Origin of the sequence: Cellulomonas sp. Y8 (assembly GCF_008033115.1) — a bacterium.
Classification (GTDB): Bacteria; Actinomycetota; Actinomycetes; order Actinomycetales; family Cellulomonadaceae; genus Cellulomonas.
In genome coordinates, this window is record NZ_CP041203.1 from 3,215,891 (window position 1) to 3,232,924 (window position 17,034).

General features: G+C 75.5%; 16 protein-coding genes. 12 read left to right on the plus strand and 4 right to left on the minus strand.

Annotated elements, in window-relative coordinates; genetic code table 11:
- Positions 1–4 precede the first annotated feature (4 nt).
- A complete protein-coding gene (locus FKM96_RS14540; protein WP_147795844.1) occupies positions 5–619 on the minus strand; it encodes a PH domain-containing protein in 615 nt (204 codons plus the stop codon).
- Positions 620–712: 93 nt separating this feature from the next.
- Here FKM96_RS14540 and FKM96_RS14545 point away from each other — a divergent pair, with 93 nt between their 5' ends.
- The 6 genes from FKM96_RS14545 to FKM96_RS14570 all read left to right on the plus strand — a co-directional run bounded on the left by FKM96_RS14545 (position 713) and on the right by FKM96_RS14570 (position 8,722).
- Entirely contained in the window at positions 713–2,635 is a 1,923-nt protein-coding gene (locus FKM96_RS14545) for an ABC transporter ATP-binding protein (protein WP_147795845.1), read from the plus strand.
- A 135-nt stretch (positions 2,636–2,770) separates the two neighbouring features.
- Positions 2,771–4,708: a translational GTPase TypA gene (gene typA, locus FKM96_RS14550; protein WP_147795846.1), complete on the plus strand. Its 1,938-nt coding sequence runs from the start codon at positions 2,771–2,773 to the stop codon at positions 4,706–4,708.
- Positions 4,709–4,719: 11 nt separating this feature from the next.
- Positions 4,720–5,796 (plus strand): PIG-L family deacetylase, encoded by a 1,077-nt coding sequence (locus FKM96_RS14555; RefSeq protein WP_147795847.1) that lies wholly within the window; start codon positions 4,720–4,722, stop codon positions 5,794–5,796.
- Positions 5,797–5,820: 24 nt separating this feature from the next.
- Complete coding sequence (locus tag FKM96_RS14560; RefSeq protein WP_147795848.1) at positions 5,821–6,207, plus strand: hypothetical protein; 387 nt, start codon at positions 5,821–5,823, stop codon at positions 6,205–6,207.
- A complete protein-coding gene (locus tag FKM96_RS14565; protein ID WP_246854991.1) occupies positions 6,204–6,746 on the plus strand; it encodes a flavin reductase family protein in 543 nt (180 codons plus the stop codon). Before FKM96_RS14560 ends, FKM96_RS14565 begins: the two co-directional genes overlap by 4 nt.
- Before the next feature lie 188 nt (positions 6,747–6,934).
- Complete coding sequence (locus FKM96_RS14570; protein ID WP_147795849.1) at positions 6,935–8,722, plus strand: VanW family protein; 1,788 nt, start codon at positions 6,935–6,937, stop codon at positions 8,720–8,722.
- A 32-nt stretch (positions 8,723–8,754) separates the two neighbouring features.
- Here the strand turns inward: FKM96_RS14570 and FKM96_RS14575 are convergent, their stop codons facing one another.
- Positions 8,755–9,024 carry a hypothetical protein gene (locus FKM96_RS14575; RefSeq protein WP_246854992.1) on the minus strand — a complete coding sequence of 90 codons (270 nt, stop codon included), beginning with the start codon at positions 9,022–9,024 and terminating at the stop codon, positions 8,755–8,757.
- 125 nt (positions 9,025–9,149) lie between these two features.
- Between FKM96_RS14575 and fdxA the strand changes: the two genes are divergently transcribed.
- The 5 genes from fdxA to FKM96_RS21975 all read left to right on the plus strand — a co-directional run bounded on the left by fdxA (position 9,150) and on the right by FKM96_RS21975 (position 13,857).
- Complete coding sequence (gene fdxA, locus FKM96_RS14580) at positions 9,150–9,476, plus strand: ferredoxin (protein ID WP_147795850.1); 327 nt, start codon at positions 9,150–9,152, stop codon at positions 9,474–9,476.
- Between the two features lie 4 nt (positions 9,477–9,480).
- Positions 9,481–10,638 carry a succinyldiaminopimelate transaminase gene (dapC, locus tag FKM96_RS14585; RefSeq protein WP_147795851.1) on the plus strand — a complete coding sequence of 386 codons (1,158 nt, stop codon included), beginning with the start codon at positions 9,481–9,483 and terminating at the stop codon, positions 10,636–10,638.
- A gap of 238 nt (positions 10,639–10,876) precedes the next feature.
- Positions 10,877–12,175, plus strand: a complete 1,299-nt coding sequence (locus FKM96_RS14590; RefSeq protein WP_147795852.1) for a citrate synthase — start codon at positions 10,877–10,879, stop codon at positions 12,173–12,175.
- Between the two features lie 162 nt (positions 12,176–12,337).
- A complete protein-coding gene (locus tag FKM96_RS14595) occupies positions 12,338–12,880 on the plus strand; it encodes a PAS domain-containing protein (protein ID WP_246854993.1) in 543 nt (180 codons plus the stop codon).
- The gene (locus tag FKM96_RS21975) at positions 12,877–13,857 is read left to right on the plus strand and encodes a methyl-accepting chemotaxis protein (RefSeq protein ID WP_305764240.1); all 981 of its coding nucleotides are present in this window, start codon (positions 12,877–12,879) and stop codon (positions 13,855–13,857) included. Before FKM96_RS14595 ends, FKM96_RS21975 begins: the two co-directional genes overlap by 4 nt.
- A gap of 114 nt (positions 13,858–13,971) precedes the next feature.
- Here FKM96_RS21975 and FKM96_RS14605 read toward each other — a convergent pair whose 3' ends face one another.
- Positions 13,972–14,895: a hypothetical protein gene (locus tag FKM96_RS14605; RefSeq protein WP_147795854.1), complete on the minus strand. Its 924-nt coding sequence runs from the start codon at positions 14,893–14,895 to the stop codon at positions 13,972–13,974.
- A 4-nt stretch (positions 14,896–14,899) separates the two neighbouring features.
- The gene (dapD, locus tag FKM96_RS14610; RefSeq protein ID WP_147795855.1) at positions 14,900–15,853 is read right to left on the minus strand and encodes a 2,3,4,5-tetrahydropyridine-2,6-dicarboxylate N-succinyltransferase; all 954 of its coding nucleotides are present in this window, start codon (positions 15,851–15,853) and stop codon (positions 14,900–14,902) included.
- A gap of 59 nt (positions 15,854–15,912) precedes the next feature.
- Here dapD and dapE point away from each other — a divergent pair, with 59 nt between their 5' ends.
- Positions 15,913–17,016 carry a succinyl-diaminopimelate desuccinylase gene (dapE, locus tag FKM96_RS14615; protein ID WP_147795856.1) on the plus strand — a complete coding sequence of 368 codons (1,104 nt, stop codon included), beginning with the start codon at positions 15,913–15,915 and terminating at the stop codon, positions 17,014–17,016.
- Positions 17,017–17,034 lie beyond the last annotated feature (18 nt).

Sequence of the window (17,034 nt, forward strand, 5' to 3'; positions counted from 1 at the left end):
CGTGTCAGAGCGCCACGGTCAGCACGCTGGCCGCGATCAGCACGGCGATCGCGGCCAGCGTGCCGGCGTGCCAGCGGACCCGCGGGGTCGCGCGCTCGAGGCGGGGGTCGTCCAGGACGCCCGCGTCGCGCAGCTCCTCCCAGCGGGCCCGCACGATGAGGGCCGCCTGGCCGGAGGCGCTCGACGCGAGGTCGCCGGGGCGCACGGTGCCGCCGGGGCCGTAGGTCGAGCCGGGGAGGTTCGCCACGTCGTCCTTGCCGGCGGTGGCCACCCGGGCCCGGCTCGGCGCCGGCGCCGCCCACGCGGCGTAGTCGCCGTAGGCGGTGTGCAGCGTGAGCGCGTAGCGGGTGTCGACCCGCTGGATCGTCGGCCAGGGCAGCTCGATCGTCCGGGTGACGTTCCGGAGCTCGACGCCCGCGGGGCTGACCAGCACGGCCGGGCGCCAGTAGGCCGCCCAGACCCAGAGCACCACCAGCACCACCGGTGCCACGTAGGGCCACGTGGCCCCCGCGTCGGCCACCAGCCCGGTCACGAGGCCACCGAGGCCCAGGACCGCCACGACCACCGCCAGAACCCGGCCGAAGGCCGGCCTGTACTCCACCACGTCCGCCGAGACCATGCGGCCATCGTCCCAGACCAGCGGACGACCGCCCCTCTCGACGTCGCGCGGCCCGCCCACATCGGGTCGTCCCACGGAAGGATCTCGTGAACCGTGTCCACTGACTTCGCCACCGCCCCCGGCGGCCCGGGCACCCCGGCCCCCGGCGCCAAGGCGCCGATCCTCGAGGTCCGCGACCTCACGGTCGAGTTCTTCGTCGACGGCGAGTGGTTCCCGGCCGCCCAGGACGTCAGCTACGACGTCCGCCCGGGCGAGGTCCTCGCGATCGTCGGCAAGTCCGGCTCCGGCAAGACCCAGTCGTCGATGTCGCTGATCGGCCTGCTGCCCCCGAACGGCCGCTCGTCCGGCTCGGCGAAGCTGGCGGGCCGGGAGCTGCTCGGGCTGAACCACAAGCAGCTCAGCCGGGTGCGCGGCAACGAGGTCGCCGTCATCTTCCAGGAGCCGATGACGGCGCTGAACCCGGTGTACACCGTCGGGTTCCAGATCATCGAGACCCTGCGCGTGCACTTCGACATGACGCCGAAGCAGGCGCGCGAGCGCGCGATCGAGCTGCTGCGCCTCGTCGATCTGCCGAACCCGGAGGAGTCGGTCGACAAGTACCCGCACCAGCTCTCCGGCGGCCAGCGGCAGCGCGCGATGATCGCCCAGGCGCTCGCCTGCGAGCCCAAGCTGCTCATCGCGGACGAGCCGACCACGGCCCTCGACGTCACCGTCCAGGCCGAGATCCTCAAGCTCATGCGCGACCTGCGGCACCGCGTCGACGCCGGCATCATCCTCATCACCCACGACATGGGCGTGGTCGCGGACCTGTCCGACCGCGTCATGGTGATGAAGAACGGCCGCGTCGTGGAGTCGGGCTCGGCGGACGAGGTGTTCAACCGCCCGCAGCACGAGTACACCCGCCAGCTGCTCGACGCGGTCCCGCACCTCGGCTCCGAGACGTACGCCGCCCAGGGCCTGCACGGCGAGCACCCGGTGGCCGAGGCCGAGGGCACCGTGCAGGTCACCGAGCGCGCGGGCGTCGACCCGTTCGGCACCGCCGCGCCGGCCGCCGCCCCGGGCTTCGCGCTCGAGGCCAAGGGTCTGGTCATCGAGTACCCGGGCCGCGGTCGCGTCCCCGCGTTCCGCGCCATCAACGGCATCGACCTGACCATCGGCAAGGGCGAGGTCGTCGGCCTGGTCGGCGAGTCCGGCTCCGGCAAGACCACCGTCGGCCGCGCCGCGGTCGGCCTGCTCCCGGTGGCCGGCGGCTCGCTCTCGGTCAACGGCGTCGAGCTGGCCGGCATCAAGCCGAAGGACCTGCGCGCCGTCCGCCAGGACGTCTCGATCGTGTTCCAGGACCCGGGCTCCTCGCTGAACCCGCGCCTGCCGATCGGCGAGTCCATCGGCGAGCCGCTCAAGCTGCACAAGATCGCCTCGGGCGCCGACCTGGACCGCCGGGTCGAGTCGCTGCTGGACCGGGTGCACCTGCCCCGCGCCATGCGGAACCGCTACCCGCACGAGCTGTCCGGCGGCCAGCGCCAGCGCGTCGGCATCGCCCGCGCCCTGGCCCTGTCGCCCAAGCTGCTCATCGCCGACGAGCCGACCTCCGCGCTCGACGTGTCGGTGCAGGCGCGCGTGCTGGAGCTGTTCCAGGAGCTGCAGCGCGAGTACGGGTTCGCCTGCCTGTTCATCAGCCACGACCTCGCGGTCGTCGAGATCCTGTCCAACCGGATCGCCGTGATGAGCAAGGGCGACCTGGTCGAGGTCGGCCCGCGCGAGCAGATCCTCCGCTCGCCGCAGCAGGACTACACCCGGCGCCTGCTCGCCGCCGTCCCCGTGCCGAACCCGGCGGAGCAGAAGCTCCGCCGCGAGGAGCGGGACCGGCTGCTGGCCGCGGCCGCCCCGGCCGGCACCTCGGCCGCGCAGGCCGCGGTGGCCGACGGGGAGCGCGTGCAGGCGTTCGAGGACGAGCAGATCACCAACGCGGGCCGCTACGACGGCAACATCCGCCCCCGCGGCGGCTCGGGCGTCTGAGCCCTCGCAGCAGCACCACGCGCGCCCCGGCACGACCCCTCCTCGTGCCGGGGCGCGCGTGCGCGTACAATCGATCGGCGCTCGACGTCGTCGCGCCCCTCATCTCCCCACTTCCTCGCGGAAACGAGTCCTGACATGACTGTGCCCACCTCGCCCACGGGCACGCGCGTGCGCGGCGACCTGCGCAACGTCGCGATCGTCGCGCACGTCGACCACGGCAAGACCACGCTGGTCGACGCGATGCTCCACCAGTCCGGCGCCTTCGGTGCGCACGCCCACGTGGACGAGCGCGCGATGGACTCGGGCGACCTCGAGCGCGAGAAGGGCATCACCATCCTCGCGAAGAACACCGCGGTCCGGTACGCCGGCCCCGCGGCGGCCGCGGCGGGCGAGCCCGGTGGCATCACGATCAACGTGATCGACACCCCGGGCCACGCCGACTTCGGCGGCGAGGTCGAGCGCGGCCTGTCGATGGTCGACGGCGTCGTGCTGCTCGTCGACGCGTCCGAGGGCCCGCTGCCCCAGACCCGGTTCGTGCTGCGCAAGGCGCTGGCCGCGAAGCTCCCGGTCATCCTGGTCGTCAACAAGGTCGACCGCCCGGACTCCCGCATCACCGAGGTCGTCGCCGAGGCGACCGACCTGCTGCTGGGCCTGGCGTCCGACCTGCACGACGAGGTCGAGGACCTGGACCTCGACGCGATCCTCGACGTCCCGGTCGTGTACGCCGCCGCCAAGGCCGGCCGCGCCTCGCTCGCCCAGCCCGCCGACGGCGGCCTGCCGGACTCGGAGAACCTGGAGCCGCTGTTCCAGACGATCCTCGAGAAGATCCCGGCGCCGACCTACACCGAGGGCGCGCCGCTGCAGGCGCACGTCACCAACCTCGACGCCTCGCCGTTCCTCGGCCGGCTCGCGCTGCTCCGCATCTTCAACGGCGAGCTCACCAAGGGCCAGACCGTGGCCTGGGCGCGGCACGACGGCACGATGCAGAACGTCCGCATCACCGAGCTGCTCGAGACCAAGGCGCTCGACCGCGTCCCGACCGAGAAGGCCGGCCCTGGCGACATCGTCGCGGTCGCGGGCATCGCCGACATCACCATCGGCGAGACCCTGACCGACCCCGACGACCCGCGGCCGCTGCCGCTCATCACGGTCGACGACCCGGCGATCTCGATGACCATCGGCATCAACACCTCGCCGCTGGCCGGCAAGGGCGGCAAGGGCCACAAGGTCACCGCCCGCCAGGTCAAGGACCGCCTCGACTCGGAGCTCATCGGCAACGTGTCGCTCCGCGTCGTCCCGACCGACCGCCCCGACGCCTGGGAGGTCCAGGGCCGCGGCGAGCTCGCCCTGGCGATCCTGGTCGAGCAGATGCGCCGCGAGGGCTTCGAGCTCACCGTCGGCAAGCCCCAGGTCGTCACCAAGAAGATCGACGGCAAGGTGCACGAGCCGGTCGAGCGCATGACGATCGACGTGCCCGAGGAGTACCTGGGCGCCGTCACGCAGCTGCTCGCGCAGCGCAAGGGCCGCATGGAGACGATGTCGAACCACGGCACCGGCTGGGTCCGCATGGAGTTCCTGGTCCCGTCGCGCGGCCTCATCGGCTTCCGCACCCGGTTCCTCACCGACACCCGCGGCACCGGCATCGCCTCGTCGATCGCCGAGGGCTACGAGCCGTGGGCGGGCCCGATCGAGACCCGGGTCGCCGGCTCGCTGGTCGCCGACCGCGCCGGCGCCGTGACGCCGTTCGCGATGATCAACCTGCAGGAGCGCGGGTCGTTCTTCGTCGACCCGACGCAGGAGGTCTACGAGGGCATGATCGTCGGCGAGAACTCCCGCGCCGAGGACATGGACGTCAACATCACCAAGGAGAAGAAGCTCACCAACATGCGCTCCTCCACGGCCGACAACTTCGAGAACCTGGTGCCGCCGCGGCACCTGACCCTCGAGGAGTCGCTGGAGTTCGCCCGCGAGGACGAGTGCGTCGAGGTGACCCCCGAGGTCGTCCGCATCCGCAAGGTGATCCTGGACCAGACGGAGCGCGCCCGGGCCGTGGCCCGCACCAAGCGCGCCTGACGCCTGCGCGCATGACCGACGCCGCGAGCACGCCGACCCGCACGGGTGGCGTGCTCGCGGTGCACGCGCACCCGGACGACGAGACGCTGTCGACCGGGGCGCTGCTCGCGACCTGGGCCGCGGCCGGGCTCTCCGCGACCGTGGTGACCTGCACCCGAGGCGAGCGCGGCGAGGTGATCGGCGCGCGGTCGGCGGCCCTGGAGGGCGACGGCGAGGCGCTGGCACGGCACCGCGAGCGCGAGCTGGCCGCGGCGGTCGCGTCCCTGGGCGCGACCCAGCACTTCCTCGACGCCCTCCCGCTCCCGGCGGAGCCCGCCCACCCCGCGGACCCCGCCCACCCCGCCGACCTCGCCGAGCGGGCAGACGATGTCCCCTCCGCGCCCGTCGAGGGGACATCGTCTGCCCGCTCGGCGCAGGGGGTGCCGGGAGCGCGGTACGAGGACTCGGGGATGAGCTGGGTCGGGACCGGGCGTGCCGGGGCCGCGGGGGAGGTGCCCGCCCGCGCGCTCGTGGGCGTGCCGCTCGACGTCGCCGCGGGGCGGCTGGCCGGGCTGCTGCGCGAGCGGCGGCCGGACCTGGTCGTGACCTACGAGCCGGGCGGCGGGTACGGGCACCCGGACCACGTGCGGGCGCACGCGCTCACGATGCGGGCGGTGGAGCTGGCCGCCGGCGCGGGCGGCTGGGCGCCCGCCGTCGCGTGGGCCGTGGCCCCCGCCGACGCCCTGCGCGCGGGGTACGCCGCCCTCGCCGCCGACCCGACCGCCCGGGCCGTGCTGGCCGCCGCCGCGGACGACCGCCGGGCGACCCGCGAGGGCCCGCTCGAGCTGCCCGACCCGGCGGGCCCGCTGCCGTCGGTCGCGACCGACGCGCCCGCGGACCTGGTCGTGGAGGTGCTGCCTGTCCGGGACCGCCTGCTCGCGGCGCTGCGCGCGCACGCCACCCAGGTCCAGGCGGTCACGCCGCTCGACCACCCGGACGCCGTGGCCTGCTACGCCCTGTCGAACCTCGTGCTCGCCCCGGTCCTGCCGCGGGAGTCGTACGCCTGGGCCCCGGGCCGCGCCCCCGCCGGCCCGCTCCCGCTGCCCTGAGCCGCGCGGGGTAGCCTGGCGCGCGTGCAGCCCCTGACGACCCGGATGGTCCTCCGCGCCCTCGGCGCCCTGCTGCTCGGCGTCCTCGTGGGCGCCGTCGGCACCGTCATGCACCGCTCGGTGCGGCCCTGGGGCGTCGTCGTCTGCCTGCTGCTCGTGCTCGCCGCGTCGGTGACGGTGCGGGCCTGGGGCGGCTGGGTGGCGTCGGTCGGGCTGCTGGTCGGGCTGTTCGGCAGCGTGCAGGTGCTGTCCGGGTTCGGGCCGGGCGGGGACGTGCTGGTGCCGGGAGGGGACGCCGTGCTCGGCTGGACGTGGGCGCTCGGGGCGCTCGTGGTCGCGCTGGCGGTGGCCCTGGCGCCGCGCCGCTGGTTCGCGGACGTGCCGCTGCGCCGCGGGCCGAGCACCCCGTGACCGAGGTCGACCCGCTCTACGGCGACGGGTCCGGCGGGGCCACGGCCGCCGACGCCGCGGCCACGGACGCCTTCCGCGCCGCGATGGGTCGGCTGCCCGCGGGCGTGGTGGTGGTGTCCGTGCGCTGGAAGGGCACCGACCACGCGATGACGGCCTCGGCGCTGACGTCGGTCTCGCTCGAGCCGCCGATGCTGCTGCTCTGCGTGCACCAGGACGCGCGGCTGCGCGACGCGCTCGACGAGGTCGACACGTGGGCGGTCAGCGTGCTGGCGGACGACCAGGGGCCGGTCGCCGACTGGCTCGCCTCGCCCGGCCGCCCCGCCGTCGGACAGCTGGCGCGGGTGCCGCACGTCGCGGCGCCGCGGTCGGGCGCCGCCTGGGTGCAGGGCGCGGCCGCGTGGTTCGAGTGCCGGACCGCGCAGATCGTGCCGGCGGGGGACCACGACGTGGTGCTGGCGGACGTGCTCGAGTCGCGCGAGGGCGACCCCTCGGCGGGCTCGCTGGTGCACCTGCGCCGCCGGGTGCGCGGGCTGCGCTGACCGGCGCCCCCGCCCGGCGCGCCACCGCTGGCGGTCCGGCGCCCGCCGGTCGGGCGCCGTTGCGAAGTCGTGACCTGGGAATGCGCCCAAACCGGGACGGTGGCACGGGTCGGGGACAGCCGGCGGCCGTAGAATCGGCGGTCGCGGTGCCCTGATCCCGGCGCCGCGCACTCGCGAGGGGGAGCTGGATGGCGAAGGGCAGCGCGGAGGGCACCGAGCCCGTCGTGGACGGCGAGGGTCCCGCCGAGTCGTGGTCCCCGCTCGACGAGTTCGAGCCCGAGCGTCCGCGGCGCTGGCTGCGCCCGACGCTGGTCGTCGGCGGGATCGTCGTGGTGCTCGCGGGCGCCTACGTCGGCGCGTCCTTCGCCCTGGCCGACCGCGTCCCGCGGGGCACCACCGTCGCGGGCGTCGAGATCGGCGGCATGACCGCGGCGCGGGCCGAGCGGGCCCTGACCGACGAGCTCGGCGACCTCGCGACCCAGCCGGTGCCGGTGAGCGCGCAGGACATGTCCGGCACGGTCGACCCGGCCACCGCGGGCCTGACGTTCGACGCCGCGGCGACCGTGGACCGGCTCACCGGCGCGGACCTGCGACCCCAGCGGCTGTGGCGGCACGTCGTGGGCGGCGGCGCCGAGGCGCCGGTGACGGTCGTCGACGAGGGGGCGCTGGACGCCGCGGTCGAGCAGCTGTCCGGCTCGCTCACCCTCGCGCCCGTCGACGGCTCGATCGCGTTCGCGGACGGCGAGGCGCACGCGGTCGCCGCCGAGGACGGCTGGGCCCTGGACGACGACGCCGTGCGCAGCACGCTGGTCGACACCTGGCTGACCGCGGCCCGCCCGCTCGAGCTCGCCACCGAGGTGGTCGGCCCCACGATCACCCAGGAGGCGACCGACGCGGCCCTGCAGGAGGTGGCGTCGCGGGTCGTGGCGGCCCCCGTCGCCGTCCAGGTCGCGGGCCAGACCGTCGAGCTGCCGGTCGACGTGCTCGCGGCGACGGCGTCGATGGTGCCCCAGGGCGACGAGCTGGTGCTCCAGATGGACGGCGCCGCCCTGTCCGCTGCCGTGCTCGCCCGCTCGACGGACCTGCTCACCACCGCCTCCGACGCGCGGTTCGAGTTCCAGGACGGCGCCCCGGTGATCGTGCCGGGCACCCCCGGCACCACGCTGGACCCGGCGGCGCTCGCGACGGCCGTGGCGGCGGCGACCCAGGCCGACCAGCGGAACGCGCCGGTCGAGCTCGTCGAGTCCGACCCGGCGCAGACCACCGAGGCGCTGCAGGCCCTCGGCGTGACCACGGTCGTCTCGGAGTTCTCCACCCCGCTGACCTCCGAGCCCCGGCGCACCCAGAACATCGCCGCCGGCGCGGCCGCGATCTCCGGCACGCTGGTCCGGCCGGGGGAGACGTTCAGCCTCACCGACGCGCTCGGCCCGATCGACGCCGCCCACGGGTTCACCACCGCCGGCGCGATCGTCAGCGGCGAGCACACCGACGCGTGGGGCGGCGGGCTCTCCCAGCTGTCCACGACCACGTACAACGCGGCGTACTTCGCCGGCATGGAGGACGTGGAGCACAAGCCGCACTCCGAGTGGTTCACCCGGTACCCCGCCGGCCGCGAGGCGACGCTGTTCACCGGCACGCTCGACATGCGGTGGAAGAACACGACGCCCTACGGCGCGCTCGTCCAGGCGTACGTCGCGGACGGCAAGACGTGGGTGAAGATCTGGAGCACCCCGTACTTCGAGGTGACCACCGAGGCCGGGCCCAAGACGAACGTCGTGCAGCCGACCACGGTGTACTCGCAGTCGGCGACGTGCTCGCCGCAGTCCGCGGGCAACCCGGGCTTCCGGATCACGAACACCCGGACGATCAAGCTCAACGGCGAGGTCGTGGCGGTCGAGCCGTCGACGTGGACGTACAAGGCGCAGAACAAGGTGGTGTGCGGGGCGGACCCGGCCACGGCGGCACCGGCGGGCTGAGCCGCGCCGCCCGCGGGGGCGGGTCGCGCCGGTCAGCGCCGCGGGCGCCGCTCCGGGGCGGGCGGCACGACCTTGCCCAGCGCGATCTCGGCGCCCGGCACCCGGACGTCCCCCGCGCGACGCGTCCGGACGGTGACGCCGTCGTCGTCCACCGCCAGCAGGTCGCCGAGCACGTCGGTGTAGGGCTGCGGCTCCCCGGCGGGCAGCCGGCGCCGGACGACCACCCGCTGGCCGGTCCGCCAGGCGCGCCAAAGGGCGTCGGCCGGGGTGCCCCCCGGGCGGTTCGCGTCGTCGCCGCTCACGTGTGGTCCCGTCTCCTCGTGCCCTGCTGCGCCGGTCGTGCGCAGGTGAGCGATACTAGGAGCAGCCAGCCCGAGCCGACCCGGACCGCGCCCGACCGCCGAGGCCGGGGCGTGTGGAGGACACCGTGACGTATGTGATCGCCCAGCCCTGCGTGGACGTCAAGGACAAGGCGTGCATCGAGGAGTGCCCGGTCGACTGCATCTACGAGGGCAAGCGCTCGCTGTACATCCACCCCGACGAGTGCGTGGACTGCGGCGCCTGCGAGCCGGTCTGCCCCGTCGAGGCCATCTACTACGAGGACGACGTCCCCGAGCAGTGGAGCGAGTACTACAAGGCGAACGTCGAGTTCTTCGACGACCTCGGCTCGCCCGGCGGCGCGGCCAAGATGGGCGTGATCGAGAAGGACCACCCCGTCATCGCGACGCTGCCGCTCCAGGTGCACGGCGAGTAGGCGCGTGGGCCTGCACACCGGCGCGCTGCCGGACTTCCCCTGGGACACCCTGACGGCGTACGGCGACCGGGCGCGCGCGCACCCGGACGGGATCGTCGACCTGTCCGTGGGCACGCCGGTGGACCCGACGCCCGAGGTGGTGCGGCGCGCGCTGGCCGACGCGTCCGACGCGCCGGGCTACCCGCAGACCTGGGGCACCCCGGCGCTGCGCGACGCCGTCGTCGCCTGGTACGCCCGCCGACGCGGCGTCCCGGGGCTGGACCCGGCGGGCGTGCTGCCGACCGTCGGCTCCAAGGAGCTCGTCGCCCTGCTGCCCGCGCTGCTGCGCCTGGGCGCGGGCGACCTGGTCGCGCACCCCGCCGCGGCCTACCCGACGTACGACGTGGGCGCGCGCCTGGCCGGCGCGGAGCCGGTCGCGACCGACGACCCGGCGGCGCTGCTCGCAGGGCCGGACGGCGACCGGGTGCGTCTGGTCTGGCTGAACTCGCCGGGCAACCCGGACGGCCGGGTGCTGGGCGTGGACGAGCTGCGCGCGGTGGTCGAGGCCGCCCGCGACGCGGCCGCGCGCACCGGCCGACCCGTCGTCGTGGCGTCGGACGAGTGCTACGCCGAGCTGGCCTGGGACGAGCCCTGGGCGACCGCCGGCGTGCCGAGCGTGCTGGACCCGCGGGTCACCGGCGGCGACGTGTCGGGTCTGCTGGCGCTGTACTCGCTGTCCAAGCAGTCGAACCTGGCGGGCTACCGCGCGGCGTTCGCCGCGGGGGACCCGGCGCTGGTCGCCGACCTCCTCGCCACCCGCAAGCACGTCGGCATGATCGTCCCGGCCCCGGTGCAGGCGGCGATGACCGTCGCGCTCGGCGACGACGCGCACGTGGCCGAGCAGCGCGAGCGGTACCGCGCCCGGCGCTCGGCGCTGCTCGGCGCCCTCGTGGGCGCGGGCCTCGTCGTCGACCGGTCCGCGGCGGGCCTGTACCTGTGGGCGCGGCCGGCCTCGGGCGACGACGACTGCTGGGCCACCGTCGGCCGGCTGGCGGAGCGCGGCATCCTGGTCGCGCCCGGCTCGTTCTACGGCGCCCCGCGGCACGTGCGCGTGGCGCTGACCGGGACGGACGAGCGGATCGCGGCGGCGGTCGCGCGGCTGGCGGCGGTCGACGCGCGCTGACGCCGCAGGGTCCGGTGCGGACGCGGCGCGACCTGCGACCGGCCGTGTGACCCTCGTCACAGCGCCTCGCGCTGCTCCCGGGATGGTTCCGCCCGCGGACGGCACGTAGCCTCGTCGCAGGCCGAGCCACCCCCGTGGCGCGCGCCCGCACCGCAGCGGCCGCCGGCGACCTGACCTGCACGACCTCGCGGACCGGACCGAGGTCCGAAGCCCCGCACACCGCCCGAGGAGGAGCGCCATGTCCGACGTCACCACCGAGCCTGTCCAGCTGGTCGTCGACGGCACCCCGCACGACCTGCCGGTGGTGCGCGCGACCGAGGGCAACGACGGCGTCGTCGTGTCGTCGCTGCTGCGCGAGACCGGCCTCGTCACCGTCGACCCCGGCTTCATGAACACCGCGTCCTGCGAGTCGCAGATCACCTACATCGACGGCGACGCGGGCATCCTGCGCTACCGCGGCTACCCGATCGACCAGCTCGCGGAGCGGTCGTCGTTCCTCGAGGTCGCCTACCTGCTCATCAACGGCGAGCTGCCGACGACGGACCAGCTCGAGGCGTTCGTCGAGCGGATCAACCGGCACACGTTCGTGCACGAGAACTTCCGGACGTTCATGGGCACGTTCCCGTCCGGCGCGCACCCGATGGCGGTGATGTCGTCCGCGATCAACGCGCTCCCGACCTTCTACCCGGAGTCGCTCGACCCGTTCGACCCGGCGACCGTCGAGCTCGCGACCGTGCTCATCCTCGCGAAGACCCGGACGATCACCTCGTACCTGCACCGCACGTCCCGCGGCGAGCCGCTGCTGTACCCGGACTACTCGCGCGGGTACATCGAGGACTTCCTGCGGATGACGTTCGCCGTCCCGTACCAGCAGTACGACGTCGACCCCACCGTGGTGCGCGCGCTCGACAAGCTGCTCATCCTGCACGCCGACCACGAGCAGAACTGCTCGACCTCGACGGTCCGCATCGTCGGGTCGAGCCACGCGAACCTGTACGCCTCGGTCGCGGCGGGCATCAACGCCCTGTCCGGCCCGCTGCACGGCGGCGCCAACGAGGCCGTGCTCAAGATGCTCGCCGAGATCCAGGCGAACGGCGGCGACGCCACCGAGTTCATGCGCCGGGTGAAGAACAAGGAGCAGGGCGTCCGGCTCATGGGCTTCGGGCACCGGGTCTACAAGAACTACGACCCGCGCGCCGCCATCGTGAAGGAGAGCGCCGACGCCGTCCTCGCCGCGCTGGGCAAGGACAACGAGCTGCTGGACATCGCGCGCACCCTCGAGGAGATCGCGCTGTCCGACGACTACTTCATCTCGCGCAAGCTCTACCCGAACGTCGACTTCTACACGGGCCTGATCTACAAGGCCATGGGCTTCGACGAGCGGATGTTCACACCGCTGTTCGCGCTCGGCCGGATGCCCGGCTGGATCGCGCAGTGGCGGGAGATGATGACCGACCCGCAGACCAAGATCGGCCGGCCGCGCCAGGTCTACTCGGGCTCCCCGGAGCGGACCTTCGTCCCGGTCGAGGAGCGCTGACGGGAGCACCACCCGGACGGGCGAGCGCTTCCCCCGGATCGAGCCGGACGAACCGGTCAGAACCCGACGAGCCGGACCGATCCGGGGGGCATGTCGCCCACTGAGGCCGCGCACCGTCGCGGCAGCGGCCGGCGGTCAGGACCCGTGCGGGGGCGACGCGGGGTGCGGCCGACCGGTGTCGAGCGGGCCTTCGGGCCCGAGGAGATCATCGTCTCCAAGACCGACCCCAAGGGGGTCGTCACCTACGCGAACGACGTGTTCGTGCGCGTGAGCGGGTACGCCGAGGACGAGATCGTCGGCGCCCCGCACAACCTCATCCGGCACCCGGCGATGCCGCGCGCGGTGTTCCGGCTCATGTGGGACGTCATCCCCACGGGGCAGGAGCTGTTCGCGTACGTGCTGAACCTGGCGGCGGACGGCGGGCACTACTGGGTGCTGGCGCACGTCACCGCCTCGCGCGGTCCCGGCGGGCGGGTGGTCGGGTACCACTCCAACCGCCGGTGGGTGCCGCCGACCACGCAGCGCACCGTCGGTGACCTGTACGCCCGGATCCGGGCCGCGGAGGACGCCGAGACGGGGACGCCCGCCGCGCTCGCCGCCGGCGCCGCCGCGCTGGACGCGGCTCTGGCGGACGCCGGGGTGACGTACGACGAGTGGGTGTGGTCGCTGGCCGGCCGCGACGACGCCGACGGGGGTGCCGCGTGAGCGCGACGAGGACGCTGCCGGAGGTGCCGCCGGCGACCGCGACCCGGGGCCGGCGGTGGTCCCGGTCGTCCCGGGGCGCCGGGACGGGGGCCGCGCCCGACGACGGCACCGCGGCCGCGCTGGCGGCGATCGCCGCGTTCTGCGAGCGGATCGCGGCGGGCGACCTCGAGGGGCGGCTCCCCGCGCTCGGGGACGACCCCGACGTGCAGCGGGCCCGCGCGTCGCTCAACCGGCTCGCGGACCTCGTCGACGCCTACGTCCGCGAGTCCCAGGCGTCCCTGACCGCCGCGGGCGAGGGCAGGTTCCACCGCCGGTTCCTGCGCCGGGGCATGCCGGGGGCGTTCCGGGAGGGCGCCGCGCGGATCGACGGGGCGCGCTCCGGGCTGGAGAGCGCCGCGACCCGCACCGCCCGGGACCAGGCCGAGCGTGCCGACCTCGCCGAGCGGATGGTCGCGGTCGCGGAGCGGGTCGCCGGGAGCGCGCAGCGCCTCGCGACCTCGGCCGCGGCGCTGGCGGCGGCCGCCGAGCAGGCCACGGCGGCCGCCCGGGACTCCCGCGCGACCGTCCGCGAGCTCGCCAACACCTCCGGGCAGATCGATGAGGCCGCCGGGCTGGTCAAGGCGATCGCCAGCCGGACCCGGCTGCTCGCGCTCAACGCGACCATCGAGGCCGCGCGGGCGGGGGAGGCCGGGCGCGGGTTCGCCGTCGTCGCCCAGGAGGTCCGGGCGCTCGCCGACGACTCCGCGGGGCGGTCCGACGACATCGCGCGGCAGGTGGCCGAGGCGCAGGCCGTGGCCGAGCAGGCCGGGCGGGCGATCGGCCGGATCGACGAGATCGTCGCGGGCATGTCCGGCCAGGTCGACGCGGTCGCGGCGGCCGCGGGCGGCGGCTCGGCCCCGGGCGCCGAGGGGGAGGGCCTGGCGGAGCTCGCGGAGCGCCTCCGCGAGGAGATCACCGCTTTCGCGTCCCTGCGCTGACCTACTCCCGCCCCCGCCCCCGCCCCGGTCCCGCCCCGAGATAGGACCGTCCAGGGTCCTATCTCGGCGGACAGGTCGGCGAGAGGGGAGCGAGAGCGCGTGGACGGCCGAGGGTCAGGGGGTCGGGGCCAGGGTCAGGGCGACCGTGCCCTCCGGGACCGCGGCCGCGTCGGCCGCCGCGCCGCCCGCGGTCCAGCCCTCGCCGCCGCGGTCCCACCGGGCGTCGCCGACCTCGACCGCGTCGACGGCCAGCGGCTCCGCCACGGCCACCGCCCACTGGGCGACCGCCCAGGACGCGCGGGCCGGGTCGCCGCCGGTCGCGGCGGTCAGCCCGGCGACGTCGAGCAGCACGACCGGCCCCGCCGACCCGTCGGCCGCGCCGTCGACGGCCGTCGACACCGCGCCGCCGTAGTCCCGCTGCACGCGCGCCGCCACGGCGTCGACGGCGCCCGGCCCGGCCGCGGGACCGAGGTCGCAGTCGAGCGCCGCGGGCGTCCAGCCGGTCAGCGCGGAGGCCCACGCGCGGGACCGGCCCTCGTGCTGGGCGTAGGCGTCCGGGAACCCGGAGCGCTGCACCGCCTGGGCGGCCTCGGTCACGGGCAGCTCGGTGTACCCGGGCACGCCGACCAGCCCGTCGTAGAACTTCCCGGTCGAGTACACCGGGTCCATGATCTGCTCGACCGTGCCCCAGCCCTGCGACGGGCGCTGCTGGAACAGGCCGATCGAGTCCCGGTCGCCGTAGTCGATGTTGATCAGCCGGGACTCCTGGAGCGCGGTCGCGAGCCCGATGGTCGCGGCGCGCGCGGGCAGCCCGCGCTGCGCGGCGGTCGCGGCGATCAGGGCGGCGTTGTCGGCCTGGTCCGCGGACAGCCCCCACGCCGTGCCGTCGACGGTCGCGGTGCACCGCCGCGACGCGGGTGCGGGCGACGCACCGCCGAGCGCCCACACGACCGCGCCGACCGCCCCGGCCAGCAGCGCGACCGCGGCCAGCGCCGCGCAGCCGAGCCGCGAGGCCGTGCTGCTGCGGCGGCGGGACACGGCGTCAGTTCGCGTGCAGCGCGGCGTTGAGCGTGATGCCCGTGCCGGTGCGCGCGACCGCCTCGACGCCGCCCGTGAGCGAGTTGCGCCGGAACAGCACGCCGTCGGAGCCGGAGAGCTCGCGGGCCTTGACGACGCGCGGGGCGCCGTCCTCGCCGGCCTGGCCGACGAGGGTCACCTTGGTGCCGGCGGTCAGGTACAGGCCCGCCTCGACGACGCAGTCGTCGCCGAGCGAGACGCCGAGGCCGGCGTTCGCGCCGAGCAGGGAGCGCTCGCCGATCGACACCCGCTCGCGGCCGCCGCCCGAGAGCGTCCCCATGATGGACGCGCCGCCGCCGATGTCGCTGCCCTCGCCGACGACGACGCCCTGGGAGATGCGGCCCTCGACCATCGACGTGCCGAGCGTGCCCGCGTTGAAGTTCACGAAGCCCTCGTGCATGACCGTGGTGCCGGACGCGAGGTGCGCGCCGAGCCGGACCCGGTCGGCGTCCGCGATCCGCACGCCCTGGGGGAGGACGTAGTCGACCATGCGCGGGAACTTGTCGACGCCGAACACCGTCACGGGGCGGCCGGTCGCGGCGCGCAGCCGGGCGCGGGTCAGCTCGAAGCCGTCGACCGCGCACGGGCCGTGGTCGGTCCACACGACGTTCGGCAGCGCGGCGAAGACGCCGTCCAGGTTGAGCGTGTTGGGCGCCGCGAGCCGGTGGGACAGCAGGTGCAGCCGCAGGTACGCGTCGGCCGTGTCGACCGGCTCGGCGTCCAGGTCGACCACGGTCAGCACGGTCTCGGTGCGGACCGCGCGGGCCGCGTCCGCGGCGACCAGGGCCGCGAGCTCCTCGGGGCACTCCGCGGCGGCGGGCACGTCGCCCAGCGCGGGCTGCGGGTACCAGGCGTCCAGCACGGTTCCGGAGTCGGTGACGGTGGCCAGGCCCCATGCCCAGGCGGTGCGGTCGGTCATGGCGTCCAGCCTAGGGGCCGTCGGCGAGGGGGTGGTCGTCCGCGGGTAGGGTCGCGGGCGTGACGACGACCACCCCGCTGGACCTGACCGCCGACCTCACGACGCTCACCGCGGCGGTCTGCGACCTCGCCTCCGTGAGCGGCGACGAGGCGGCGCTGGCCGACGCGGTCGAGGCGGCGCTGCGCGGGTACCCGCACCTCGAGGTGCTGCGGGACGGCGACGCGGTGGTCGCGCGCACGCACCTCGGCCGGCCCTCCCGGGTCGTGGTCGCCGGGCACATCGACACGGTGCCCGTCACCACGGACCCCGCCAACCTGCCGACCCGGCTCGAGGGCGCGGGCGCCGACGCGGTGCTCTGGGGCCGCGGCACGGTCGACATGAAGGGCGGCGTCGCCGTCCAGCTGGCGCTCGCGGCCGCGCTGACCGAGCCGACCCGCGACGTCACCTGGGTGTTCTACGACCACGAGGAGGTCGAGGCCTCGCTCAACGGCCTGGGCCGGATCGCGCGCGAGCACCCGGACTGGCTGGCGGCCGACTTCGCCGTGCTGTGCGAGCCGACGGACGCGGGCCTGGAGGGCGGCTGCAACGGCACGCTGCGCGCCGAGGTCCGGGTGCCGGGCGTGGCGGCGCACTCGGCGCGGGCCTGGACCGGCGTCAACGCGATCCACGGGGCCGCCCCGGTCCTCGCGGCGCTCGCGGCGTACGAGCCCGCGTCCGTCGAGGTCGACGGCCTGGTGTACCGCGAGGGGCTCAACGCCGTGCTGATCAGCGGCGGCGTCGCGACCAACGTCGTCCCGGACCGCTGCGTCGTCACGGTGAACTACCGGTTCGCCCCGTCCCGCTCCGTCGACGAGGCGGAGGCGCACGTGCGCGACCTGTTCGATGGCTACGAGGTCGTCGTCACCGACTCGGCCGCCGGCGCCCGCCCGGGGCTGGACGACCCCGCCGCGGCGGAGTTCGCCGCCGCGGTGCTCGGCGTCACCGGCGGGGCACCCGCGCCCAAGTACGGCTGGACGGACGTCGCGCGGTTCTCGGCGCTCGGCGTGCCCGCCGTGAACTTCGGCCCCGGCGACCCGCTGCTCGCGCACAAGGACGACGAGCGGCTGCCGGTCGCGCAGCTCGACCTGTGCCACGACGCGCTCCGGGCCTGGCTGACGGCCTGACCCGACCCGTCACGCGGG

What these genes read in the sequence shown, in the direction of transcription:
- FKM96_RS14540 (WP_147795844.1), bottom strand. Translation starts at nt 619, where the DNA reads ATGGTCTCGGCGGACGTGGTGGAGTACAGGCCGGCCTTCGGCCGGGTT.
- typA (WP_147795846.1), top strand. Translation starts at nt 2,771, where the DNA reads ATGACTGTGCCCACCTCGCCCACGGGCACGCGCGTGCGCGGCGACCTG.
- FKM96_RS14555 (WP_147795847.1), top strand. Translation starts at nt 4,720, where the DNA reads ATGACCGACGCCGCGAGCACGCCGACCCGCACGGGTGGCGTGCTCGCG.
- FKM96_RS14570 (WP_147795849.1), top strand. Translation starts at nt 6,935, where the DNA reads ATGGCGAAGGGCAGCGCGGAGGGCACCGAGCCCGTCGTGGACGGCGAG.
- FKM96_RS14590 (WP_147795852.1), top strand. Translation starts at nt 10,877, where the DNA reads ATGTCCGACGTCACCACCGAGCCTGTCCAGCTGGTCGTCGACGGCACC.
- dapD (WP_147795855.1), bottom strand. Translation starts at nt 15,853, where the DNA reads ATGACCGACCGCACCGCCTGGGCATGGGGCCTGGCCACCGTCACCGAC.